The organism is Paraburkholderia sp. EG304, assembly GCF_046543485.1.
GTDB classification, from domain to species: domain Bacteria; phylum Pseudomonadota; class Gammaproteobacteria; order Burkholderiales; family Burkholderiaceae; genus Paraburkholderia; species Paraburkholderia youngii.
Map to the genome: position 1 here is coordinate 48846 of NZ_JBKGUA010000033.1, position 24375 is coordinate 73220.

The 24375-nt window shown below is 62.5% G+C and carries 17 protein-coding genes and 2 pseudogenes; 10 read left to right on the forward strand and 9 right to left on the reverse strand.

Features of this window, described 5'->3' with window-relative positions:
• Nucleotide 1 precedes the first annotated feature (1 nt).
• Together acnD and prpC are read right to left on the reverse strand one after the other, a co-directional pair.
• On the reverse strand, nucleotides 2-2599 hold the full coding sequence (acnD, locus tag ACLFKU_RS29955; RefSeq protein WP_410851505.1) for a Fe/S-dependent 2-methylisocitrate dehydratase AcnD: 2598 nt from the start codon (nucleotides 2597-2599) through the stop codon (nucleotides 2-4).
• A gap of 183 nt (nucleotides 2600-2782) precedes the next feature.
• Nucleotides 2783-3952 carry a 2-methylcitrate synthase gene (prpC, locus tag ACLFKU_RS29960; protein ID WP_410851506.1) on the reverse strand — a complete coding sequence of 390 codons (1170 nt, stop codon included), beginning with the start codon at nucleotides 3950-3952 and terminating at the stop codon, nucleotides 2783-2785.
• 244 nt (nucleotides 3953-4196) lie between these two features.
• Between prpC and prpR the strand changes: the two genes are divergently transcribed.
• Entirely contained in the window at nucleotides 4197-6155 is a 1959-nt protein-coding gene (prpR, locus tag ACLFKU_RS29965) for a propionate catabolism operon regulatory protein PrpR (RefSeq protein ID WP_410851507.1), read from the forward strand.
• Here the strand turns inward: prpR and ACLFKU_RS29970 are convergent.
• The 3 genes and pseudogenes from ACLFKU_RS29970 to ACLFKU_RS29980 all read right to left on the reverse strand — a co-directional run.
• Nucleotides 6154-6270, reverse strand: a pseudogene (locus ACLFKU_RS29970) (lysozyme); the annotation flags it as partial. The gene prpR and the pseudogene ACLFKU_RS29970 overlap by 2 nt on opposite strands.
• Before the next feature lie 6 nt (nucleotides 6271-6276).
• The gene (locus tag ACLFKU_RS29975) at nucleotides 6277-6651 is read right to left on the reverse strand and encodes a hypothetical protein (protein WP_410851508.1); all 375 of its coding nucleotides are present in this window, start codon (nucleotides 6649-6651) and stop codon (nucleotides 6277-6279) included.
• A 7-nt stretch (nucleotides 6652-6658) separates the two neighbouring features.
• A complete protein-coding gene (locus ACLFKU_RS29980) occupies nucleotides 6659-7453 on the reverse strand; it encodes a hypothetical protein (protein ID WP_410851509.1) in 795 nt (264 codons plus the stop codon).
• A 243-nt stretch (nucleotides 7454-7696) separates the two neighbouring features.
• Between ACLFKU_RS29980 and ACLFKU_RS29985 the strand changes: the two genes are divergently transcribed.
• Complete coding sequence (locus ACLFKU_RS29985; protein ID WP_410851510.1) at nucleotides 7697-8779, forward strand: tartrate dehydrogenase; 1083 nt, start codon at nucleotides 7697-7699, stop codon at nucleotides 8777-8779.
• A gap of 106 nt (nucleotides 8780-8885) precedes the next feature.
• On the opposite strand, the gene ACLFKU_RS29990 is transcribed toward ACLFKU_RS29985, so the two are convergent.
• Nucleotides 8886-9332 (reverse strand): glycosyltransferase, encoded by a 447-nt coding sequence (locus ACLFKU_RS29990; protein ID WP_410851511.1) that lies wholly within the window; start codon nucleotides 9330-9332, stop codon nucleotides 8886-8888.
• Nucleotides 9333-9478: 146 nt separating this feature from the next.
• On the opposite strand from ACLFKU_RS29990, the pseudogene ACLFKU_RS29995 reads away from it, so the two are divergent.
• Together ACLFKU_RS29995 and ACLFKU_RS30000 are read left to right on the forward strand one after the other, a co-directional pair.
• Nucleotides 9479-10426, forward strand: a pseudogene (locus ACLFKU_RS29995) (succinylglutamate desuccinylase/aspartoacylase family protein).
• Nucleotides 10427-10811: 385 nt separating this feature from the next.
• Nucleotides 10812-12170, forward strand: coding sequence for an MFS transporter (locus tag ACLFKU_RS30000; protein WP_410851512.1), 1359 nt, complete (start codon nucleotides 10812-10814; stop codon nucleotides 12168-12170).
• Between the two features lie 121 nt (nucleotides 12171-12291).
• Here the strand turns inward: ACLFKU_RS30000 and ACLFKU_RS30005 are convergent, their stop codons facing one another.
• Nucleotides 12292-12936, reverse strand: a complete 645-nt coding sequence (locus ACLFKU_RS30005; protein ID WP_410851513.1) for a LysE family translocator — start codon at nucleotides 12934-12936, stop codon at nucleotides 12292-12294.
• Between the two features lie 91 nt (nucleotides 12937-13027).
• Between ACLFKU_RS30005 and ACLFKU_RS30010 the strand changes: the two genes are divergently transcribed.
• Nucleotides 13028-13405 carry an Lrp/AsnC family transcriptional regulator gene (locus ACLFKU_RS30010; protein WP_368584612.1) on the forward strand — a complete coding sequence of 126 codons (378 nt, stop codon included), beginning with the start codon at nucleotides 13028-13030 and terminating at the stop codon, nucleotides 13403-13405.
• Nucleotides 13406-13765: 360 nt separating this feature from the next.
• On the opposite strand, the gene ACLFKU_RS30015 is transcribed toward ACLFKU_RS30010, so the two are convergent.
• A complete protein-coding gene (locus ACLFKU_RS30015) occupies nucleotides 13766-14131 on the reverse strand; it encodes a BON domain-containing protein (RefSeq protein WP_410851514.1) in 366 nt (121 codons plus the stop codon).
• A gap of 766 nt (nucleotides 14132-14897) precedes the next feature.
• Between ACLFKU_RS30015 and ACLFKU_RS30020 the strand changes: the two genes are divergently transcribed.
• Nucleotides 14898-16622 carry a SulP family inorganic anion transporter gene (locus ACLFKU_RS30020; protein WP_410851515.1) on the forward strand — a complete coding sequence of 575 codons (1725 nt, stop codon included), beginning with the start codon at nucleotides 14898-14900 and terminating at the stop codon, nucleotides 16620-16622.
• Nucleotides 16623-16795: 173 nt separating this feature from the next.
• The gene (locus tag ACLFKU_RS30025; RefSeq protein ID WP_410851516.1) at nucleotides 16796-18217 is read left to right on the forward strand and encodes a DUF2252 domain-containing protein; all 1422 of its coding nucleotides are present in this window, start codon (nucleotides 16796-16798) and stop codon (nucleotides 18215-18217) included.
• 296 nt (nucleotides 18218-18513) lie between these two features.
• Here the strand turns inward: ACLFKU_RS30025 and ACLFKU_RS30030 are convergent, their stop codons facing one another.
• Complete coding sequence (locus tag ACLFKU_RS30030; protein WP_410851517.1) at nucleotides 18514-20070, reverse strand: phospholipase D family protein; 1557 nt, start codon at nucleotides 20068-20070, stop codon at nucleotides 18514-18516.
• 561 nt (nucleotides 20071-20631) lie between these two features.
• On the opposite strand from ACLFKU_RS30030, the gene ACLFKU_RS30035 reads away from it, so the two are divergent.
• From ACLFKU_RS30035 to ACLFKU_RS30045, 3 genes are all read left to right on the forward strand, one after another.
• Entirely contained in the window at nucleotides 20632-21915 is a 1284-nt protein-coding gene (locus ACLFKU_RS30035; protein WP_410851518.1) for an LssY C-terminal domain-containing protein, read from the forward strand.
• Nucleotides 21916-22046: 131 nt separating this feature from the next.
• Nucleotides 22047-23165, forward strand: a complete 1119-nt coding sequence (locus ACLFKU_RS30040; RefSeq protein WP_410851519.1) for an LssY C-terminal domain-containing protein — start codon at nucleotides 22047-22049, stop codon at nucleotides 23163-23165.
• On the forward strand, nucleotides 23152-24306 hold the full coding sequence (locus tag ACLFKU_RS30045) for a hypothetical protein (protein WP_410851520.1): 1155 nt from the start codon (nucleotides 23152-23154) through the stop codon (nucleotides 24304-24306). Before ACLFKU_RS30040 ends, ACLFKU_RS30045 begins: the two co-directional genes overlap by 14 nt.
• Nucleotides 24307-24375: the final 69 nt, after the last annotated feature.

Genomic DNA, 24375 nt, shown 5'->3' on the forward strand with positions numbered 1-24375 from the left:
ATCAAGCCGCCGCTCGGGTCGACTCGAGAAAGTCCTGCGCGAAACGCTGCAGCACGCCGCCCGCTTCGTAGATCGACACTTCTTCGGCCGTGTCGAGCCGGCACGTCACCGGCACCTCGACGCGCTCGCCATTGCGGCGATGAATCACCAGCGTCAGATCGGCGCGCGGCTTGCGCTCGCCGATCACGTCGAAGGTCTCGGTGCCGTCGATGCCGAGCGTCAGGCGATTCACGCCCGGCTTGAATTCGAGCGGCAACACGCCCATGCCGACGAGGTTCGTGCGGTGAATCCGCTCGAAGCCTTCCGCGACGATCGCTTCGGTGCCCGCGAGCCGCACGCCCTTCGCGGCCCAGTCGCGCGACGAACCCTGGCCGTAGTCGGCGCCCGCGATCACGATCAGCGGCTGCTTGCGCTCCATATACGTTTCGATCGCTTCCCACATGCGCGTGACCTTGCCCTCGGGCTCGATGCGCGCGAGCGAACCGGCCTTCACCTGGCCGTTCTCGATCACCATCTCGTTCTTCAGCGTCGGGTTCGCGAAGGTCGCGCGCTGCGCGGTCAGGTGATCGCCGCGGTGCGTCGCGTACGAGTTGAAGTCGTCTTCGGGCAGGCCCATCTTCGTCAGGTATTCGCCGGCCGCGCTGTCGGGCAGAATCGCGTTCGACGGCGACAGGTGGTCCGTCGTGATGTTGTCGCCGAGCACCGCTAACGCGCGCATGCCCTTGAGCGTGCGCTCGCCGGCGAGCGCGCCTTCCCAGTACGGCGGACGGCGAATATAAGTGCTTTGCGCGCGCCAGTCGTACAGCGGGTCGGCCTCAGCGCCGGTGTCGGCGGACAGCGCGAACATCGGTTCATACACCTTGCGGAATTGCTCCGGCTTCACGCTCGCCGCGACGATCGCATCGATCTCCGCGTCCGACGGCCACAGATCTTTCAGCGTGACCGCATGACCGTCGGCATCGACTCCGAGCACGTCCTTTTCGATGTCGAAGCGGATCGTGCCCGCGATCGCATAAGCGACGACCAGCGGCGGCGACGCGAGAAACGCCTGCTTCGCATACGGATGGATGCGGCCGTCGAAGTTGCGGTTGCCCGACAGCACGGCGGTCGCATACAGATCGCGCTCGATCACTTCCTTCTGGATCACCGGATCCAACGCGCCGGACATGCCGTTGCACGACGTGCACGCATACGCGACCACGCCGAAGCCGAGCTGTTCGAGTTCCGGCAGCAGCCCTGCCTCTTCCAGATACAGCGTGACCGCCTTCGAGCCCGGCGCGAGCGAGCTCTTGACCCACGGCTTGCGCACGAGACCGCGCCGGTTCGCATTGCGTGCGACGAGGCCCGCCGCGATCATGTTGCGCGGATTGTTCGTGTTGGTGCAGCTGGTGATCGCGGCGATGATCACCGCGCCGTCCGGCATCAGACCCGGCTCGTTCTCGACCTTGCCGCTGACGCCGCGCGCGGCCAGCTCCGACACCGGCAAGCGGCGATGCGGATTCGATGGACCTGCCAGCGTGCGCACCACGGTCGACAAATCGAACTTCAGGACGCGCTCGTACTCGGCGTGCTTCACCGTATCGGCCCACAAGCCAGTGTGTTTCGCATACGTTTCGACGAGCTTGACGAGTTCGTCGTCGCGGCCGGTCAGCTTCAGATAGCGAATGGTCTGCTCGTCGATGTAGAACATCGCGGCGGTCGCGCCGAACTCCGGCGCCATGTTCGCGATCGTCGCGCGATCGCCCAGCGTCAGGTTCGCCGCGCCTTCGCCATAAAACTCCAGGTAGGCGCCGACCACCTTCTGCTTGCGCAAGAACTCGGTCAATGAAAGCACCACGTCGGTCGCGGTGATGCCCTCCCCCGGCTTGCCGCTCAGCTCCACGCCGACGATATCGGGCAGCCGCATGTACGACGCGCGGCCGAGCATCACGCTTTCCGCTTCGAGACCGCCGACGCCGATTGCGATCACGCCGAGCGCATCGACCATCGGCGTGTGCGAGTCGGTGCCGACCAGCGTGTCGGGAAACGCGACGCCGTCCTTCACCTGCACGACCGGACTCATCCGTTCGAGGTTGATCTGATGCAGGATGCCGTTGCCCGGCGGAATCACATCGACGTTGCGGAACGCACGCTTGGTCCAGTTGATGAAGTCGAAGCGGTCTTCGTTGCGCCGGTCTTCGATCGCGCGATTCTTCGCGAACGCGTCCGGATCGAAACCGCCGCATTCAACGGCCAGCGAGTGATCGACGACCAGTTGCGTAGGCACCACCGGATTCACGAGCGACGGATCACCGCCTTGCGCGGCGATCGCATCGCGCAAGCCCGCCAGATCGACGAGCGCGGTCTGGCCCAGAATGTCGTGGCACACGACGCGCGCCGGAAACCACGGGAAATCGAGCTCGCGCTTGCGCTCGATGATCTGTTTCAGCGAAGCGGTCAGCGTCACCGGATCGCAGCGGCGCACCAGGTTTTCGGCGAGCACACGCGACGTGTACGGCAGCTTGTCGTAGGCGCCGGGCTCGATCGCGTCGACCGCGGCACGCGTATCGAAGAAGTCGAGTTCGGTGCCCGGAAGGCGTTTGCGGTTGGCAGTATTCATGGCGTAGGGACAGGACGGTTATCAGCCGCCGGACGGTATGCCGGCGGCCTCCGGGAGCGCGTCGCTCGCGCGGCCGGACGGGCAGTGCAGGTAGTTTAGCTCGCTGCTGACGGGTTGCTGATTTGCGATTGTTCGATGCTTCCAGCGGAGCGGCCGCGCGATGCGTGCCGCTCCAGGCTCACGTCAAACGCGCTTCGCCAGCGGCACGAACGGCAGGTCGTCCGGACCGGTGTAGTTCGCGCTCGGCCGGATGATCTTGTTGTCGACGCGCTGTTCGATGATGTGCGCGCTCCAGCCGGCCGTACGCGAGATCACGAACAGCGGCGTGAACATCGCGGTCGGCACGCCCATCATGTGATACGACACCGCGCTGAACCAGTCGAGGTTCGGGAACATCTTCTTCACTTCCCACATCACCGATTCGAGGCGCTCGGCGATCGAGAACAGCTTCATGTTGCCCGCTTCCTTCGACAGCTTCTTCGCGACGTCCTTGATGACCTTGTTACGCGGGTCCGAGATCGTGTAGACCGGATGCCCGAAGCCGATCACCACTTCCTTGTTCTCGACGCGGCGGCGGATGTCGGCTTCGGCTTCGTCGGGCGTCTGGTAGCGCGACTGGATGTCGAACGCGGCTTCGTTGGCGCCGCCGTGCTTCGGGCCGCGCAGCGCGCCGATCGCGCCGGTGATCGCCGAATACATGTCCGAGCCCGTGCCCGCGATCACGCGGCCCGTGAAGGTCGATGCGTTGAACTCGTGCTCCGCGTACAGGTTCAGCGATACGTGCATCGCATCGACCCACGCCTTCGACGGCTCGACACCATGCAGCAGATGCAGGAAGTGGCCGCCGATCGAATCGTCGTCGGTTTCGACCTCGATGCGCTTGCCGTTGTGCGAGTAGTGATACCAGTACAGCAGCATCGAGCCGAGCGAGGCCATCAGCTTGTCGGCGATATCGCGCGCGCCGGACAGGTTGTGATCGTCCTTCTCGGGCAGCACCGTGCCGAGCACCGACACGCCGGTGCGCATCACGTCCATCGGATGCGCGGCGGCCGGAATCCATTCGAGCGCGGCCTTCACGTTGGCGGGCAGGCCGCGCATCGACTTCAGCTTCGTCTTGTAGGCGGTCAGTTCGGACTGGGTCGGCAGCTTGCCGTGAACCAGCAGGTAAGCGATCTCTTCGAATTCGCACGCCTCGGCGATGTCGAGAATGTCGTAGCCGCGATAGTGCAGATCGTTGCCGGTCTTGCCGACCGTGCACAGCGCGGTGTTGCCCGCGGTCACGCCCGACAGCGCGACGGATTTTTTCGGCTTGAAAGCGCCTGTGTTCGGCGTGCTGTTGTCTGCTTCGCTCATTTGGATTGTCTCCGGGAAAGGATTGGAATTTGGGTCATTGCTTCGACTGGGCTGCCTAGGACGCAAGGAACGGGCCAGGCCGCATGCCGCCGCCTAAGTGCCTGATTTCGCACCGCTCCGGTGAACCGATCACACCGGCCCGCCGCACGCTCGATTTCATTAATGAAACTCCGAATTTCAAATTGGGAACGAATGCTCGCATAATGGAGCCTCCGAACCAACCCGCCGTCGCGAGCCGCCCGCCTTGAGCACCTCTCTTTACGAACCGCCGCAGCGTCCGCGCATCTGGGCGCTGAGCATCAGCCGCCTGCGTGATCTGTTCTTCGACATCGCCGGCGAATACGTGGATCGCGCGGATGTCCGCATCGTGTCGCACGCGTTCGAAGACGCGGTGCGCGAAATCGAGGGCGCGGGCGCCGCGCGTCCCGATGTCGTGCTAGCGGGCGGCTCGAATGGCGCGTATCTGAAGACGCGCGTGTCGGTGCCGGTCGTGCGCATCAGCCCTACCGGCTACGACGTGATGCATGCGCTCGCGCGCGCGCGTCGCGAGGGGGCGCGCGTCGCGCTCGTCACGCACGGCGACACGCCCGACGAAGTGCGCCGTTTCACCGCCGCGTACGCGCTCGACGTCACGTTCGCGTCGTATCAGTCCGCGCAGGACGCCGAGAGCGTCGTGCTCGATCTCAGCGATCGCGGCATCGACGTCGTGGTCGGCCCGGGCATGGTCACCGATCTCGCCGCCAACGCCGGCATGGATGCGGTGTTTCTGTACTCGCGCGCGTCGGTGCGCGCCGGCTTCGACACCGCGCTCGAAGTCGCGCAGGCGACGCGCCGCGAAACCGTGCGACGTCAGCGGCTCGACACGTTGCTGCAGCATCTGCGCGACGGCGTGGTCGCGCTCGATGCGCAAGGCCGCATCGAACTGATGAACCAGCGGCTCGCGAGCGTGCTCGGCATCGATGCCGGGAAGGCCGTCGGCCGCGCGCTGCTCGAACTCGCGCCCGACCTCGCGGGCAGTCTGCCCGACGCGGAGGGCGACAGCTTCTGCACGGTACGCGGCGCGAGCTATGTCGTGCATCGCGGGCCGCTCGCGAGCAGCGGCGCGGCGCCGGGCACCGTGCTGACGTTTCAGGAATCGCGCGCGGTCGAGCGGCTCGATCGCACGTTGCGCGCGCGGCAACGGGTGCAGCAGTTCACCGCGCGCTACCGGCTCGACGATATCGTCGGCGCGTCGGAATCGATCGAACGGGTGCGCGCGCTGGTCGCGCGTTATGCGAGGTCGGACGCGACCGTGCTGATTCTCGGCGAGAGCGGCACCGGCAAGGAGATGGTCGCGCAGAGCATGCATCAGTTGAGCGCGCGGCGCGACTTCGCGTTCGTCGCGATCAATTGCGGCGCGTTTCCGGAGGCGCTGCTCGAAAGCGAGCTGTTCGGCTACGAGGAAGGCGCGTTCACCGGCGCGCGCAAGGGCGGCAAGGCCGGGCTGATCGAGGTCGCGCATCGCGGCACGCTGTTTCTCGACGAGATCGGCGAGATGCCGTTGCCGTTGCAGAGCCGCCTGTTGCGCGTGTTGCAGGAGCGCGAGGTGGTGCGGCTCGGGTCGACGGAGCCAATGCGCGTCGATATCCGGGTGGTGGCGGCGACGCATCGCGCGCTGACCGACGCCGTCGCGGCCGGCAGTTTCCGCGCGGATCTGTACTACCGGCTCAACATCCTGAGCATCGCGCTACCGCCGCTGCGCGAGCGGCCGAACGACCTGCTGCCGCTCGCCGCCGAACTGTTGCGCCAGGCTGCCGCGCGCGAGCCGAGGCTGGCCGCGCGCGTGCCCGACGCGCAGACCGCCGCGCGCATGCTCGAGGGTTTGGGCGCGGCGTTGCGCCGCTATGCGTGGCCGGGTAATGTGCGCGAGTTGCAGAACGTGATCGAGCGGATCGTGGTTGAACTCGCCGATACCGACGCGGACACGGATGCCAGCGCGGCGCTCGTCACGCGCGACATGCTGCGCGTGATCGCGCCGGAAGTCGTCGAGCCCATCGCGCGGGCGAAGCCGGCGGCGTTGACGCTGCGCGAGCGCAGCCGTCATGTCGAGGCCGATGAAATCCGCGCGGTGCTCGCGGCTCACGAAGGCGATCGCGATGCGGCTTGCGCCGCGTTGGGTATCAGCAAGACGACGTTGTGGCGCAAGTTGAATGGGGGGCGGTAGGTGTGCAGGGTCCAAAGTGCGCCAGTGTTCCCACGCCCCATGTGCAGTTTCCGTTGATGCGCGCATCGTTGTAATAGCGCATGACCACGCCCTCGTTGGCTCTCGTTGCGACCATAAGCCATCACAATGATTCAATGGTCATGGAGTCAAACTCCACTGCGATTTCAGCCCCTACGCTGGAATGCACGTAGGCCAGGTGCCCGGCACGCGTCGGGCCGTGAGCGGATCGCCTCAGCAAAACTTCAGCCCGCTCGTACTGGTCGCTATCAGGTTTCAATGTCTCGATTGCATTGACAATATTCAGCAAACCGCCGTTCTCAATGCCAATACGCGTTACGCCGCGAAAGGTGATCGTCACCCGGCGCTCACGATCGAAGAGACCGAGAACGAATGTGTCCGGCACCTTGGGATTGACCTCACCATGGATTGCAATTGTGTCGAGATACCAGTCATGGAAGTGGTCAAAACCCTTCAGCGCATCAGAAATAGTGCTCACAAATATCTCACGGAAGAATGGAAACGGGCCAGCCCTCGTCGCGCAAAAGGCCATCCCAGTTATGTGCGTGTGGATTGGGTTGGCCGTGGTGACTATCGAAGTCGATATCTATGACTGGTGTACCGCCTGAGCCATACATTCGCCACTGCTTTTTCATATTCGGCCCGCTTTCGACCCATGAATTCGCGGGGCCGTCGAAAGGTAATCCGGCAACGTCAAATGTTGCGCCGTCGTCCGTTGTGTTCTCGACGTACTCGAACGCCTGAGCATTGCCGACGTTCTGGGGCACGCGCGGGCTGTTGCCATAGAGTGACCTGAGCATGCCCGCGTCATTCGATTGCTGCTCGCGCACGGAGCCCAATCCGGACGCCATCTCCCGCTGCTCCCGTATCGCCTGCACGCACTTTCGCATCTCGTCCCGCTCAGGGACAAAGATCAGACTACCGCCCCTCACCTCGTTGTACAGGGCTTTGGCAACCTCATCGTCTTTCATCCTGTACATATGAAAGCGGTTGTGACTCCGGCCGAGCATATCGCGCAACTCGTACGACTGGTGCGACAGCAGCACGGATGGGCTATATCGCAGCCACGCTGCGCGCGCTTCCTCCATGCCCTGCACGATGTCATCGTGCGACTCGCGGGGCACGCTCGCCGGCAATGCAAAATGGAACCACCGGTCAACGTCAAACAACCAGTTAGATTCGATGTGAAGGTTGAACGATCTGTAAAGACTGACAGAGAAGAAATGTCCGTGCCGCCTTTCACGGACCTCCCGGTAAGAACCGAGGGAAAGTGAAGTCATCGTGCCTCACAGCCAATGAAGGAGGCCCGATTGTGCAACAAGACACCATCCCAAAAAACCCCTCGTTCAGCCTCGCATGAGATGCGTGCCGCGCCTTCCTCGTCGCGCAGATTCTCAAGTCATCGGATCAATATGCACATCCATCCCCGCTTCCGCCGGAACGACAAACCGCACGAGCGAACGCACCACGAATAAAATAACCGTCGCCGAATCCCCAACCCATTCCCCAAGGAGGAGCCCAGCATGTCGAACAAATACCGGATTGCCGTCATCCCCGGCGACGGCATCGGCGTCGAGGTGATGCCCGAAGCGCTGCGCGTACTCGAGGTCGCGACGCAACGCTTCGGTATCGAACTCGAATATCAGCACATCGAGTGGGCGAGCTGCGACTACTACGCGAAGCACGGCAAGATGATGCCGGACGACTGGAAAGCCCAACTGCAATCGGCCGATGCGATCCTGTTCGGCGCGGTCGGTTGGCCCGACACCGTACCCGATCACATCTCGCTGTGGGGGTCGCTGCTTAAGTTTCGCCGAGAGTTCGACCAGTACGTGAATCTGCGTCCGGCGCGCCTATTTGCAGGCGTGCCGTCACCGCTCGCGGGACGCAAGGCCGGCGACATCGACTTCTGGATCGTGCGCGAGAACACCGAGGGCGAGTATTCGTCTGTGGGCGGCGTGATGTTCGAAGGCACCGAACGCGAGTTCGTGCTGCAGGAGTCGGTGTTCACACGGCACGGCAGCGAGCGCGTGCTGAAGTTCGCGTTCGATCTCGCGCAGCGCCGCGCGCGCAAGAAAATCACCGTCGCGACGAAGAGCAACGGCATCGCGATCAGCATGCCATGGTGGGACAAATGCGCGGCCGGCATCGCCGCGCAGTATCCGGACGTCACGTGGGACAAGCAGCACATCGACATCCTGTGCGCTCGCTTCGTGCTGAACCCGGACCGTTTCGACGTGGTCGTCGCGACCAATCTGTTCGGCGACATCCTGTCCGATCTCGGCCCAGCGTGCACGGGTACGATCGGCCTCGCGCCGTCAGGCAACCTGAATCCGGACCGCAAGTTTCCGTCGTTGTTCGAACCGGTGCACGAATCGGCGCCCGACATCGCCGGCAAGCACATCGCGAATCCGATCGCGATGATCTGGTCGGCCGCGATGATGCTCGACTTCCTCGGTCATTCGAGCGGCAAGGAACGCAAGGCGCACGACGCGATCCTTAAGGCGATCGAGGCGACGCTGATCGAGGGCCCGCACACCGGCGACCTCGGCGGCAACGCAAGCACGAGCGAAGTCGGCAAGGCGATTGCGGCGAAACTCGCGTGATATGAAGCAAAAACGGCGCAACGCGCAGATGCGCCGTTATCGACAGTTGCGTCGCTCATAGAGCGACCATTCGCCCTCGTGCGTCATCAGGGCGACATCGCATTCGTTATTGGCGAAGAAATCTTTCGGCAAGGGCCCGTCCTTGCGAATGAAGAAGTAGCGGGCTCATCAGGCGAAAATCCGCGTGGCCCGGCAGGATATCGACACCGAACGTCCGGAGCAGCTTGTAGTAGTTGTGCGCGGTGAAGCGCTTGAAGAATGTGTCCGTCGTACCTTTGTGACGCACACCGAAGACGATTTCCGCACCCGACTTGTATTCCTTGAGCATGCATGGGATGGCTTCGATATCGTCCTGAAGATCCGCGTCGAGGCTGACGAGTACATCGCCTTGAGCCGGCATCCGGCCGGCAAGCAGCGCATCCTGATGGCCGCGATTGCGCGAGAGTTTGATGCCGCCGCAGCGGGGATTCTGCGCGTGCAGCACTTCGATGATCGACCAGGTACGGTCGCGGGAACCATCGTCAATGAAAGTGATGCGGCTTTCGTTGCTCACCTTGCCGCTTCGATCAGTCACTCCAGAAGTGCGAGAAGCCGCTTGCTTGTCTCGGTGATAACCTCTTCTTCGTTGTAGCAGGGTACGACGAGATTCATCGTCGTGGGTGAAGCGCTATTTGCGGAACGCACAGCTCACGTGTGCGGATGTATCGGAGCGCCCACTGCGAGCAATCGTCGTCGGGCATCGCATACGTCAACACACGTTCGATTCGGGCGTGCCCGGCCCGCACGTGATGATCAACGCGCTCACGCATGGCAACGAAGTGTGTGGCGCGATCGTCGTCGATGAGTTGCTGCGTCGCGCGGCGCGGCCGCGACGCGGGCAGTTCACGCTGTCGTTCGCGAACGTCGCCGCGTACCGGCGTTTCGATCCCGCGAATCCGGACGCCGCGCGCTTCGTCGATCAGGACTTCAACCGCGTATGGACGGCGGCGGTGTTCGACGACACCTCTCGCACGTCGAGCGAACTGAAGCGCGCGCGTGCGATGCGCCCGGTGATCGACACGGTCGACGCGCTGCTCGACCTGCATTCGATGCACGAGCGATGCAAGCCGCTGATCGTCGCTGGACCGCTGCAAAAAGGCATCGATCTCGCGGTGCGGCTCGGTACGCCCGCCACGGTGATCTGCGACGAAGGGCATCCCGAAGGCCGCCGCATGCGCGATTACCAAGGGTTCGGCGATGCCGCGAGCCCGAAGAACGCGTTGCTGATCGAATGCGGCCAGCATTGGGAGCGCAGTGCGGTGGCGGTCGCGCGCGATACGACCGCGCGTTTCCTGTTGCTGGCCGGCGTGGTTGACGAGACGGATCTGCCGCCGTGGGTGGCTCGCGCCGTTGCCGCCCGAGCAGAGCATCGTGCGCGTGACACAACCGGTCGTCGCGACCAGCTTGGACTTCAGCTTCGCCGCGGCGTACACCGGCCTCGAGGTTTTCGCCAAGGCAGGCGCCGTGATCGGCTGGTCCAACGGCGAAGAGGTGCGCACCCGCTACGACAACTGCATGCTCGTAATGCCGTCGCTGCGGCAGTTGCGCCCCGGGGTGACCGTCGTGCGGCTGGGACGGATCGAGCGGACGGTGGCTCATCCCGGGTGACGAGCTAGCTGACCGGCAGGTGTCTCGAAACCGTTTGCCGCTCGTTTCGGCGCGGTGACCTTCGCGCGCCTAGCCCTTTCTCCTGCCCAGTTACAGCGCGCCGCCCTCCCACGCATCGACTGCGTGAAACTCGGGGTATTCCCCCGTTGACCCGATTGATTTCATTCCTTACAGTGGCGCGCGTTCGCGTAAAGAATCACCGTTCCGTATGCGAACAAAATTCCTCGCCCGGCGCGATTCCGTCAAGCCGATCCGTCCGGGTATGATTCATTGCCGATGCATGGCCGGTTTGGGCCGCTGCAGGCTGCGTGCGTCGTTGCCAGACGGCGTACAGTTTGAGAAGAATCGCTCGTCGTGTCGGGCCTTTCGCTGTCAGGAGACCATCATGAACCGCAGCCCCGCTGTGAACGTTCAAACCTTCATTAACGAGCATCCGTTTTCGCCGTTCCAGTGGCTGATCTTTTTCATGTGCTTCATCATCGTCCTGCTGGACGGTTTTGACACTGCTGCGATCGGCTTCATCGCGCCTTCGCTGGTCACCGAATGGGGCATCGCGAAGCCCGCGCTCGCGCCGGTGCTGAGCGCCGCGCTGTTCGGCCTCGCGTGCGGCGCGCTCGGCTCGGGCCCGCTGTCCGACCGCCTCGGGCGTCGCTCGATGCTGGTCGGCTCGGTGCTGCTGTTCGGCCTTGCCTGTCTCGCGTCGGCGTTCTCGACCAGCATCGATCAATTGACCGTGCTGCGCTTCATCACCGGCGTCGGTCTCGGCGCCGCCATGCCGAACGCGGTCACGATGATGGGCGAATACTGCCCGGACAATCGCCGCGCCACCGTGATCAACCTGATGTTCTGCGGCTTCCCGCTCGGCGCCGCGTTCGGCGGTTTCCTCGCCGCGTGGATGATTCCGCATCTGGGCTGGCGCAGCGTGCTGATTCTCGGCGGCGTCACGCCGCTGCTGCTGTTGGTGCTGCTGTTCGCCAAGATGCCGGAGTCGGTCCGCTACATGGTCGCGAACAATAAGCCGGCCGACCGGATTCGCGCGGCGCTCGCTCGCATTTCCGTCGACGCTGTGCAGGCCGTCGGCTTCACGATGACCGAAACCGCGCCGCAAACCGGCGGCAAGGGCCTCGGTGTGGTGCTGTCGCGCTCGTACATCGTCGGCTCGGTGATGCTGTGGCTCGCTTACTTCATGGGCCTCGTGATCTTCTACGCGTCGATCAACTGGATGCCGATCCTGCTGAAGGACGCCGGCCTCACACCGCAACGCGCGACGCTGATCTCCGCGCTGTTCCCGCTCGGCGGCGTCGGCGCGGTGCTGGCCGGCGTGCTGATGGACCGCTTCAACGCGAACCGCGTCATCGCGGTCTGCTACGCGCTGACCGCCATTAGCGTGTACTTCATCGGTCAGGCGGCCGGCAACGTCGGCGCGCTCGTGCTGATCGTGTTCATCGCCGGTGTGCTGATGAACACCGCGCAATCGTCGATGCCGGCGCTCGCCGCCGCGTTCTATCCGACCGCGGGCCGTGGCACAGGCGTCGCGTGGATGCTCGGCGTCGGCCGCTTCGGCGGCATCGCGGGCTCGTTCCTCGTGGCCGAGCTGACGCGCCGCCACTTCTCGTTCGGCGGCATCTTCACGACGATCGCGGCCGCAGGTTTGCTGTCGTGCGTCGCGCTGCTGATCAAGCAGGCGGCACGCCCGCAAGCGTCGGAAGCGGGTGCGTCGAAGACGCAATCGTTCGGCCATTGAGCGTGCAATGAAACGTATCCGCTAGCGGACCGGTAACGGTTCGATCGAGTGGTGACCCAGAAGCCGCCCTGCGATTCGCAGGGCGGCTTTTTCTTTGGCTGAACGCGTGGGAATCTCGCGCTTACTTGAACGCGAGGAGTTGCTCGACACACAGCAGCACGGCAATCAGCACCATCGCCGCGCCCGAAACCTGGCTCACCCTGCGCGCGACGCTCGGACGCGTGCGCAAAACCACCTTCGAGCCGAGTCCGACGACCGAATAAACCACCGCGCAATTGACCATGTGCAGCAGGCCCAACGCGCCGATCTGCACCGGGATCGACCACGCGTCGGTGGCACGTGTGAATTGCGGCAGAAACGCGAGAAACAGCAGCAGCGCTTTCGGATTGAGGCCGCTCACCGCGAAGCCGCGGATGGACCAGTTCAACGCCGCGTCGGGTGCGCGCTCCGCCGCTACCGTCGGCACCGCCGGGCGAGCAAGAATATTGCCGCCGACCCACAGCAGATAGCCCGCCCCGACGAACGTCAACACGGCCAGTACCGCTGGCGCCTTGGCGACTAGCGCGCCGACACCCGCCGCCACCACCACGGTGATCGCCAGATAGCCGGACAACATGCCCGCGATGGCCGGTGCAATCGCCCGCTCGCGCAATCCGGCCGAGATCGCGTACGCCCAGTCCGCGCCGGGTACCAGCACCAACGAAAAGGACACGAGCCAAAAGGCCGTCAACAAGCTCACTTCCACAGCCTTCTCCCCAACAAGCATGATTTGGACGGAGGGAATGTTACGGTTTTGGCTGTCGAAGGTGCTCCCTCTTTCTTGCTGCTGCTACGCGGTCTGCACTAGAATTTTCCACATGGATGAAATTGACCGCAAGATTCTTGCTGAATTGCAGCAAGATGGACGACTCACCGTCACTGAACTCAGTGAGCGGATCGGTCTGAGCCTTTCGCCTTGCCAGCGGCGTCTGCGGGCTTTAGAGAAAGCAAAGGTCATCAGCGGCTATCGCGCGGTTATCGATCCGGCAACGATCGGTCTGAACTTCTCGGCAATCGTGTTCGCGACGTTACGGGAAGGCAGTAGCCAAAACATCGAATCTTTCGAACGCGCGCTCTCGGACATCCCGGAGATCACGCGGGCGGAGCGCCTGTTTGGCGATCCCGATTACATGCTGCACGTCGTGACGAACGACACTAAAAATAAATTTCTGGCGGAGTGGTCCGAAGCGCTGTGACGCTTGGCTTTCAGACCTTTGGCTCAACGCCCTAAGGGGCCCCGGTTGTTTCCACGCACCGACAGCATCCGGCTGAAATCGGCCACTTTCTGCCGCTCGCCCCAGCCATGCGGTGGTCGTTCGAACGACCGGTCCACTCCGAAACCCGCCCGATGCTCAACCCGCAGTTGTCGGCCAAAGCTGACATTCGTGTGTTGACTCTGATACGTCCGCTTCCCGACGCTCGTCAGTCGCTCGCCGGGGAGCGGCGACGAGCGACCGCTACCGAGTTCAACGAATGGGTATTGTCGACCCCGAGCGATCTTACGAGCCGGCGATGGCAAAGAAAAATCACAGAGGTTGATGGCCGCCCGCGCCGCGTCACTGGCCGGCTTCGTGAACGGTCAGGGCATTCTTCACCGACGTAACGCCGGAAACGTCCTTCGCAAGCGCGCTGGCCTTTTCGATCTGGGAATTCTCCGGGACGTGCCCTGCGAGTGTCACCTCGCTACCTTTGACCAGCACGCTGATGCTCGAGGTATCAACCCCACCCTTTGAGAGCGCGTGCAGTACTTTTTTGCTAAGCGCCCGGTTCGCCTTCCTGACGTCTGACTTGGATGGAGCCGCCGACGTGCCCGATTGTGTGGACGTGGACGTGGCGGGTTCGCTGCCTTGTGACCACGCGTTGATGGATGCGACAACGATCAATGCACCGCCAGCCAGTTTGAGTGATCTTTTAACTTTCATGCCTTTCTCCAGTGTTGATGCGCTACACCAAGACACGACGCGACTCTCGATTGCAGCGGCCTTGCGACGATCCTTAGACCCAATATGTCGCAGCGGGGCGAACACAGCTCTCCGGAACTAGTTGTTGTGCGGTCGTACCTCCGAAATTGTTCGGTTTCTGGCCTGCGCGCTATTGGACTTTCGTCCCCTACTCAAGCAATGCGTCAGACGAATCAGGCACAGGTACCAGGATATCTGTCGATCCGTTGCGCCTGGCCGTAAAACGCAGTGCGACGCTGAAAGGAAGTCCTGCGAATCGGCCGCCGAAGAATTCGGCGTCTACATTTAGCGGCTGTTTCAATCTAAAAAAATCATAGAGACGACATCCTATTCGTCAGTCTTCAGCCGCATGTGCTATGGACGGGTTGCGGCCTGACGGCATTTTCGCCGGTGACAACCTCTCTCCAGTTGACCTGCATCAACTCCCGGCGCAAGTTGCGTGGCTATCGTGAATTATTGGTCGGCTATGCCCACGCGGGCGGCCACAGTGACGTTTTGACAAGATCCGCAACACGGAAAAGGTGCAAGAGAGCGGCCTGACTTAGCCCATGGACCTCAAGACGCCGATCTCGTCCAGTCCTTCCACGAGGACGACATGATGTCCTTTCCGGTTATGGCAACGGCAGTTCTGTAGCCATGCTCGCGTTCAGCGAGCGACGTCATCACTATGGCGGGCAATGTCGGACCCGGCAGAGATAACCCTTCGACCTTCTGATGGCGAACAATCATGCGCGACCAATCCTTGCCGCACCACAGCCCCGGCTCTCGTCTTCCCGTGCTCGACTGGCTTCGCGATTACCAGAAATCGTGGATCAAGCCGGACGTCATCGCTGGCGTCACGGCAGCGGCCGTCGTGCTGCCAAAGGCGATGGCCTACGCGACGGTCGCTGGGCTACCAGTGCAGGTCGGGCTCTACACCGCCTTTGTGCCGATGGTGATCTACGCGCTCTTCGGTACATCAAGACCGCTCAGCGTCAGCACCAGCGCAACACTGGCTATCCTGACAGCGGCGGCGCTCGGCCAGGCTGTCCCGGGAGGCGGAGCGGCACAACTCGCCATCGCAACGGCCACGCTTACATTGCTGGTCGGTTTTATCCTTGTTCTCGCTGCGCTATTCAGGCTCGGATTCGTCGCGAACTTCATCTCCGAGCCGGTGCTGACAGGCTTCAAGGGCGGCATTGCAATCGTCATCGTGCTCGACCAGTTGCCCAAGCTGATTGGCCTTCACGTCGTGAAGGGCTCGTTCTTTCACAACGTGTACGCGCTCATGACGGGGCTGCCTCACGCATCGGTCGCGACGGTCATCGTCGGCGTCACGACGATTGCGATCCTTGTCGCACTCGAACATTTCTATCCGAAGTCGCCGGCGCCGCTCATTGCAGTGGCGTGCGGGATTGCTGGCGTCAGTCTTCTTGGACTCCAGAGGTTCGGCGTCGGGGTGGTCGGCCACATTCCGAGGGGGTTGCCATCGATCGTCATGCCAGACCTTTCGCTCATCGAGGCGCTCTGGCCAGCGGCCATGGGCATTGCGCTGATGAGTTTTACTGAAACGATCGCTTCGGGCCGGGCCTTTGTCCAGAGCGGAGAGCCGGTGCCGCTGCCGAACCGTGAACTGTTCGCGACGGGACTCGGCAATGCGGCAGGTGCGTTTCTGGGTTCGATGCCGGCGGGCGGCGGGACCACCCAGACGGCGGTCAATCGCCTTGTGGGCGCACACTCTCAACTGGCAGAACTGGTGACTGCTGCGGTTACCCTCGGCACGATGCTGCTGCTCGCCCCGCTGATCGGGCTGATGCCGCATGCAACGCTCGCCGCCGTTGTGATCGTCTATTCGATTGGCCTGCTCAAGCCGGCGGACTTCCGCGCAATACTCGCCGTCAGACGCACCGAGTTCGTCTGGGCGCTCGTGTCGCTCGCGGGTGTCGTGCTGCTCGGCACTTTGAACGGCATCCTGGTTGCCATCCTCGTGTCGCTCGTGACACTCGCCTACCAGGTGTCCGATCCGCCCGTCTACGTGCTGCGTCGCAAGCCCGGCACGAACGTCTTCCGGCCGGTATCCGACCAGCACCCCGACGATGAAGAATTCCCGGGCCTGTTGCTCCTGCGGCCCGAGGGGCGGATCTTTTTCGTGAATGCGTCGAATATCGGTCACAAGATCACACCGCTCGTCGAGCGGTTGCGTCCGCAAGTCGTCGCGCTGGACATGCGCGCGGTGTTCGACCTCGAATACACAGCCATGAAGATGTTGACCGAGGCGGAGAAGAAGTACCGCGAACAAGGAATTGCGGTATGGCTTGTCGGACTCAGTCCTGAGGTGTTTGCCGTCGTAGAAAAAGCCCCGCTTGGCAAGATACTTGGACACGAACGCATGTTTCTCAACCTTGAACAGGCGCTTGCTGCCTGGCATGGCTTGCAGCGCAAGCAAGGTGCATTGGGGAGCGTTGAGACTTGAGACGACACGGATCGCCGGAAATTGTCTTCATTGCTTAGCAAGCTTCGCCCCTATGACGAACCTTGCCGAATTGCGCATCGCTGTCAACATGATGCTATTGCAAATGCAGGGTAGAGGAACGGCTGGACCCGTTGACTGGATGGAGCTTAGGAGCAGACCAGGTAGGAGATGTCATGGACAAGGCCGCTTCACACAAGGTCGCACGTGATCGACGCGCCGAATCGGATTTGTACAACACACCCGATGAGAGGGCGGCAGAAGGACGAGCCATCCGGGATTCGGTATCCCGCGCGTCGCAGGCAGGATGGCGGGAACCCAAGCACCGCCGGGATCCCGTCGAAATTCTTCGCGACTCCAACGAGGGCCGCCTTCCGAAGCTGATTCCGATCCGCTTCGGACGCATGGCCGCGTGCCCATTCGCGTTCTATCGCGGCGCGGCCGCCGTGATGGCAGCAGATCTCGCGACGACGCCGACGAGCGGACTGCGTGTGCAAGCCTGCGGCGACGCGCATCTGATGAACTTCGGCGGTTTCGCGACGCCCGAGCGCAACGTTATTTTTGATATCAACGATCTTGACGAGACGCTACCGGCTCCGTTCGAGTGGGACCTCAAGCGGCTCGCGGCGAGCGTCGTGATTGCGGCGGAGCATCTGGAGCTGCCCTACAACGATATCGTGCACATCACCACGGACCTCGCGCGTGAATACCGCGAGCGCATGCACGACTACGCGTCGATGCGCGCGCTTGACGTCTGGTACGACAGGATCGATCTGCAGAAGTATCAGGATCGGTCGGGCGATCCCGCGATCGTGGAAGCTGCGCACAAGCGGATCGCCCATCGAATCGAAGTGGAGCGCCGCAAGACCGTGCCAGACCACCTGTATCCGAAGCTCGTTTCGCAAGAGGGCGCGCTGCCCAGGATCAAGGATGAGCCACCCCTCATCTTTCATCCCACCGAGGATATTGCCCCCGGACTTCAGTCGGGTTATCAGGATGCGATTGTTTCGTATCGCCAGAGCCTCGCTCCCCATGTGCGGGTCCTGTTCGACAGGTTTCATCTCGTCGATCTGGCGATCAAGGTGGTCGGCGTGGGCAGCGTCGGCACGATGTGTGGTGTTGGTCTGTTTATGGCCTCGGACAACGACCCGCTATTTCTCCAGGTCAAGGAGGCGAAGGCATCGGTGCTCGAACCCTATGCGGGCAGGAGCCTGTTTTCGAATCACGGTGAGCGCGTTGTCGCGGGCCAGCGCATCATGCAGGCCGCCAGCGACGTATTTCTCGGCTGGACTCGCGGAACGAACGGGCGAGAGTTTTATATCCGTCAGCTTCGCGACATGAAAATGTCCGTCATCATCGAAAATCTCGATACCGAGCTGCTCAGGCAGTACGCGCGCGCGTGCGCGCATGCGCTGGCGCGTGCGCACGCACGATCGGGTGATCCGGCCATGATCGCCGGCTACATGGGTTCGGGACAGACCTTCGACGACGCGATCACCGAGTTTGCGACCGAGTACAGCTGCCAGAACCGGCGTGACTACCGGGCGTTTATGCACGCGATCCGCGAAGGCCGAATTCAGGCAGAGGCCGTGGAGTAGCTGCCCGGAGGCTTTGCCTTCAGAGCAAACGGCTAACGGAAGCGAAAGCGATGACCAGCGGCGTACGCGTGATCACGGCGGACGTGGACGCCCGTGGCAACATGTGGACCTGGACGGCACGGTGCAGAACCCTTTCGGCTCCCCGACAATTTGCGGGCTACTTCAACTGTTCGCCGGGGACTCGAGGACCGCCACGGATTTGTGGCTCTGTGGCACCCACTGCGGCCACACGGCCTGACACATCGGTTCTTGCAGTGAGATGTTGCGGGCTGCAACGCTGATCAGCGATGTCTCCTTCAAAGCTGAGATTCGATTGGTAGAAGCTCCAGAAACCAGACGCCGGCACGTCGCATAAAGGAGACGTCCGGCTCAGTATTCAGTTCGGTCACGGTCCCGTCCCCTGCGGTGTCGATCCAGACGATGTGGCTACTGCCGTTTGCCCCAGCGCGCAAATCGAGCCGCCACGCGATCTGGTCCAGTCGGGGCTCGACGCCGTCGATCACTTGTCCGGCGATCGCTTCACTGTCGCAAAGCACGCCGATCTCCGTGTTCAGATTGCTGGAGCGCGGATCAAGATTCATTGAACCGATGAAAACGCGTTGACGGTCTAACACATAGGTCTTCGCGTGCAGCGATGCCTTCGAGGAACCGAAGAACTTCTTCTTGCTCGATTCGCTGCTTGCCGAAGCAACCGGCTTCAATTCGTAGAGATGGACGCCAGCGGCGAGAAGATCCTTACGGTAGCGTTGATATCCAGCATGGACCGCGCTGACGTCCGTCGCCGCAAGTGAATTGGTCAACACCGTGACGTGCACGCCGGTGCTGGTCAGTCCGCGCAGCCACGCCACGCCGGCCTTTCCAGGCACGAAATAGGGAGAGACGACTAGCAGATCGTGCTCGGGGTGAAGTTTTAACGCTCTGAGCCCCGTCATCAGGTGGCCTTGCGGGTCTTCTGGCGAGCGTGCGATCTTGGACGGATCGTCATAGAGCAACGTGGCCTTTCCCCAGAAATACGGCACCTTTCCTGTCCCAAGGACCTGAGCGAGCCGTGAACGCGCTTGCACGAGGTAAGGCGAATCCTCACTCGATGAAATGTACTGTTCCAGCTTCGCGCGATAGTCGGCAAGCATCGCGGCGTCCGCGGATTGGCCCATCAGCCGCTCGATAGGATAGGCCGCGTCGGAATTCCAGAACGTGTCGAAGGAATTCGAGACGTCGCGCACAATCGGTCCATGCATCAGGACGTCGAGATCCCCGAACGCCACTGCGCGCGACGCCCCAAAGTATTCATCGCCGATGTTGCGCCCGCCCAGAATGGCGGCTTCGTTATCGGCAATCAGCGCCTTGTTGTGCATGCGGCGGTCGACCCGGCCGAACTCGAGAGCCGCCGCGATCGTCTTGAAGCGGCGGCTCGCGACCGGGTTGAAAAGCCGGATCTGGATGTTGGGATGGGCACTTAGTGCGAGAAGGACCTGGTCGTCGGCGTTCGTGCCCAGGTCGTCGATCAGCACGCGCACCCGGACTCCCCGGTCCGCCGCCATGAGTACGGCCGCTCCTAATGTGCGCCCGGTCAGGTCACCATGCCAGATGTAGTACTCGAGGTCGAGCGTCCTGTCTGCGGTTTCGGTCAGGACGACACGCGCCAGGAGCGCATCCATTCCGTCGGACAGCAGATGAAATGCGCTTTCGTCCGGTTGCGCTTGCTCATCAGCGGCATAGCGCTCGCCAAGACGTGTCGTTTCGGTGTTCTGGAACGCGTAGGTTGGCGTGCGGCCCGTCTGTGACGGCAGGCTCGCGCACGAGATCAGCAGAACAGTGACGAACGCCGCACCAAGAGTTCGAAGCCAGGCCATATCCGCTTTCCTCTTCGTTGAGCTGGATCGGGCTGCAGATCAGTCTCACCGACTCGGCGACCATTATTCCACATTCGTTTGCTGCCGCCGTGTCCCGCAGCTCGTCTTGGCGCCGCTCGCCAGATGCGGTTGTGTCGCGACAACGAGCATTGAATCAGGCTGTCGTCGCGCATTAGAAGAGGACCCTCTGCTCCGTTGGCTTGCAACGTTGGACGATGCGGGAGTACGGGTGAGCCGGCACTGGCTGCCTTGCCACCGCCTCAACCTCAAGGTCGGAAAAGGCCGACAGCTCGTCCTTGATCGACGGCGCCCAATCACCGTTGTTCCGGGGTTCGAGCCGGGAAGCATCCCCGCGGCCAGAGGCAAGCGGGTCTTGAGCAGTTTTCGGAGGCCCGCCTTAAGTCAGGCAAAACATGGCTGACGCGGTCCCCGATCAACTAAACTTGGCAGTACATTCTGTGGATTTCCTGAGCGCGTTACCGACAGCCTTTTTGGGCTCCTTTTGCCTGCAAAAGGACGCGCGATCGCCCCACGGATATGACCACGCGAAGAGGTGTCCCGATGTCACGCATCGTGATGCAGATGCTGGTTGTCATCCTCGTCGGCTGCTTACTGGCGGCCTGTACCGCAAGCCCGTCAATTGTTTCCGTGCCCGGTTATCAGAATCGCGCCGTGACACGTACCGAGGGCGGCTTGCAGGTTTCGACTGCCGTGCTCTCGCCAGAAGAAAGCACGGCCGTGTACGGGGTTCCGCTTGCGGGAAGAAAAATCCAACCAGTCTGGATCGAGGTCGACAACCACGAGGATCGTAATTACTTTCTCCTGTCGCCCGGTCTCGATCCGAACTTCTTTCCCGCGTCGGAAGCGGCCGAGGCATTTACCAGTACTGTTCCACCCGATCAGCAGTCTGAACTCGATCGCCGGTTTCGCGCTCTCGCCTTTCATAACCCCGTCCATCCCGGAGAAAAAGTCTCCGGGTTTGTGCTGACCAATCTCAACGAGGGTGCCAAGCTCGTACAGATCGACCTCGTCGCAAAAGAGCGTGCCCGGACGTTTTCGATTTTCGTGGCGGTGCCTGGCTTCGAGGCCGACTACAAGCGCAGTCAGGTATTCCAACGCGCTGCCAATCCCGGGGCGTCGATCGCAAACTACACGGACGACGAAAGCTTTCGCACGGCGCTCGAAGCGCTGCCGTGCTGCGCGACCAACGAGGACGGATCGAAGAATGGCGATCCGCTCAACCTGGTGATCGTCGGTGGACTCGACGACGCATTTCCCGCGCTTGTGCGCCGCGGCTGGAGTGTCACGGAGCAGAAGTGGTCGGGCGCAATCAGGCACATGATAAGTGCTGCCCTGTCCGGCGAGCCCTATGTCAACGCGCCCGTGAGTGACCTTTATCTGTTCGGGCAAGCACAGGACGTTGCGCTGCAAAAAGCACGGGGCGATATCCACCAGCGCAACCATATGCGGCTCTGGCTCAGCAACATGCGCTACCACGACAAACCCGTCTGGGTGGGGCAGGTCAGCCGCGATATCGGGATCCGTCTGACCTGGCATTCATCGACATTTACCACGCACAAGATTGATCCCGACGTGGATGAAGCGCGCACCGCGCTGACGGAAGACATGGTGTATTCGCAGAATCTGGTGAAGATCGGTCTGGTGACGGGAGCGGCTGCCGCCCCGCGGAACGCGCCGCGCGAGAACCTGACCACCGACCCGTATTACACCGATGGCAATCGTGAAGTGCTCGTGTTCGACCGCACGCCGACATCGCTGATGGCAATCGAAGTCTTTCCGTGGGTGACCCCGTACCTCGACGTCGCGCCGGGAGTCAAGCCATGAGCATCTTACCGACTATGCATCGTACTCTGGCGCATGCGGGCGGGGGCCTATGCCTCGCCCTTACCCTGGCTGGCTGTGCGACATGGGAGCCCCCATCTCAGGCTGACGACGGACCGCTGCGTGAGCGTGCGGTGAGTGCCAGCAATCGCGGCGTGCGCGTGAGCGCGTCCCTGCTCGGCAGCGAAGACAGCAAGCGGATGTTGGGCGTCGACGTCACCCGGACCGGCGTACAGCCGTTATGGATCGAGGCGCAGAACGGGACCGCGCAACCGCTTTGGATGCCGCGCTCGGGCATTGACCCGGACTACTTCTCGCCGGACGAAGTTGCGTGGCCCAACCATACGCTGCCCGGTGGCGCAACGAATGCGAGCATGGACAGCTATTTCAGCCGGCTTGGGTTCAAAAATCCGATCCTGCCAGGCGAGACGCGCTCGGGGATCGTGTTCACCAATCCCGATCGCAGCATCAAGCTCGTCAATATTGACCTGGTTGGACACCACACGCTGGTCCCGTTTTCACTGTTTGTGCTCGTGCCCGGTGGCTCGACGGATCCGCGTCTCGCGCAGATCCCTTTCCCGTTTCCTGAAACCGCAGTCAAGGACTACACGGACCTCACGTCGCTGCGCACCGCACTCGAACGACTGCCATGCTGCGCCACCGACGCTAGCGGAACGACCGAGGCCGATCCCTTGAACGCCGTTGGCATCGGCCAACTCACCGACATCGGGGCGGCGCTGGTGCGGCGCAACTATCGGCGTGACGCGCGCGCGCCTGACCTGGCGCAACGGGTTTTCGGGCGGGAACCGGACTTTGTGATGCGCAAGCAGGGGCAGGCGGGCGCGCCTGCGACCTGGATACGCGGATGGCTCGCCCCGATCCGCTTTCAAGGGCAACTGGTCTACGTCGCGCAGGTTGGCCGCCCTGTCGGCGGGCGCTTTGCGGCAAGCGGCGAGTCGCGCCCCGTTCTGCACGAAAACGTCGACGAGGCACGGAATTACCTGATCCAGGACCTGATGTACTCGAGTGGGCTCGAGAAGCTTGGATTTGCATACGGCGTGGGCGCGGCATCGCCAACCCATCCCCGAACCACCCTCGACGGCGCGACCTACTATACGGACGGGTTGCGCGCCGTCGTCTTCTTCTCGACGCGGCCGCACAGCCTGTCAGACGTCGATTTTCTCGACTGGGTGCCCTATCTCGAAGGACGAGACACCCCTCAATCTGGAGCAGCCGGCGATGCAGGTCAGTAACCCGAGATGGACACTGTTGATCGCGTCATCGGAACGGCCGGTTGCCGTCATTGATGCCTGGCGCCGAACCTGCGGCGCGCTGGCGACGCTTGCGGCCTGTGTTCTGCTCGCCGCATGCGCGTCAAAACCGCTGGTCCCGTACTCGACCGATACGCCGCCGCTCGTCCTGGTGCCTGCATCTCAGGCCGGCGTAGTGGACAAGCGGGGCCGATTCCGGGAAATCTATTGCGCGGTACTGGAGGCGCGCGGTCCTGCGTTACCGGGCTACCGCGGCTGTGAAGACGCACTGACCCGGGTGGGTACCGAGCCCGCCGGCACCGCAAGACCCGTCGAGCTAGGTCAGTCGCGAAGTCATCTCATTGCGGCAGTCGTCCCAGGTATTGGCTACGACTGCTTCAAGCCCTGGCTCAATCCGCCGGATACGCTCGTGATGCACCTGCGCCAGTACGGATTCGATGCAACGTTGATCGACGTCGATGCTCTGTCGAGTTCAACCAATAACGCACGCCAGATTCGCGACGCGATGATGGCAATGCCAGCGTCCGAGGGTGCGCCGCGAATCGTCCTGATCGGTTATTCAAAGGGTGCGCCCGATATTCTCGAAGCGCTGGTTGCCTATCCGGAAATGCGAACCCGTGTGGCGGCGGTGGTAAGCGCCGGGGGAGCGGTTGGCGGCTCGCCGCTTGCCGATGACGCCGAACAGTATCAGGCCGATCTGCTGCGCCATATTCCAGGCGCGACGTGCACGTCAGGCGATGGTGGAGGTGTGCAGAGCCTGAGACCGGCGACCCGTAAAATGTGGCTCGCGCAGCATCCACTTCCGGCGGAACTGCGTTACTACTCGGTCGTGACATTCCCGCAGCCCGAACGCATCTCGTCCATCCTGGAGTCGAGCTACAGGAAGCTCTCGCGCGTTGATTCGCGAAACGACAGCCAGGTCATCTTCTACGACGAGGTCGTGCCCGGAAGTACGCTCCTCGCTTACGTGAATGCGGATCATTGGGCGCTGGCCGTGCCCGTTGCACGAACACATCCGACGATCAGCGCGCTCTTCGTGACACAGAATGCGTATCCGCGCGAGGCCCTGGTGGAGGCCATTCTGCGCTTCGTGGAGGAGGATCTTGCGGAGCCTGGCAGATGATGAGGCTCATCGAAAGCATGGGTCGGCTGAAGGCACGGCTCGGCTTCAGGTAGGGCAATTTGAAGTGAC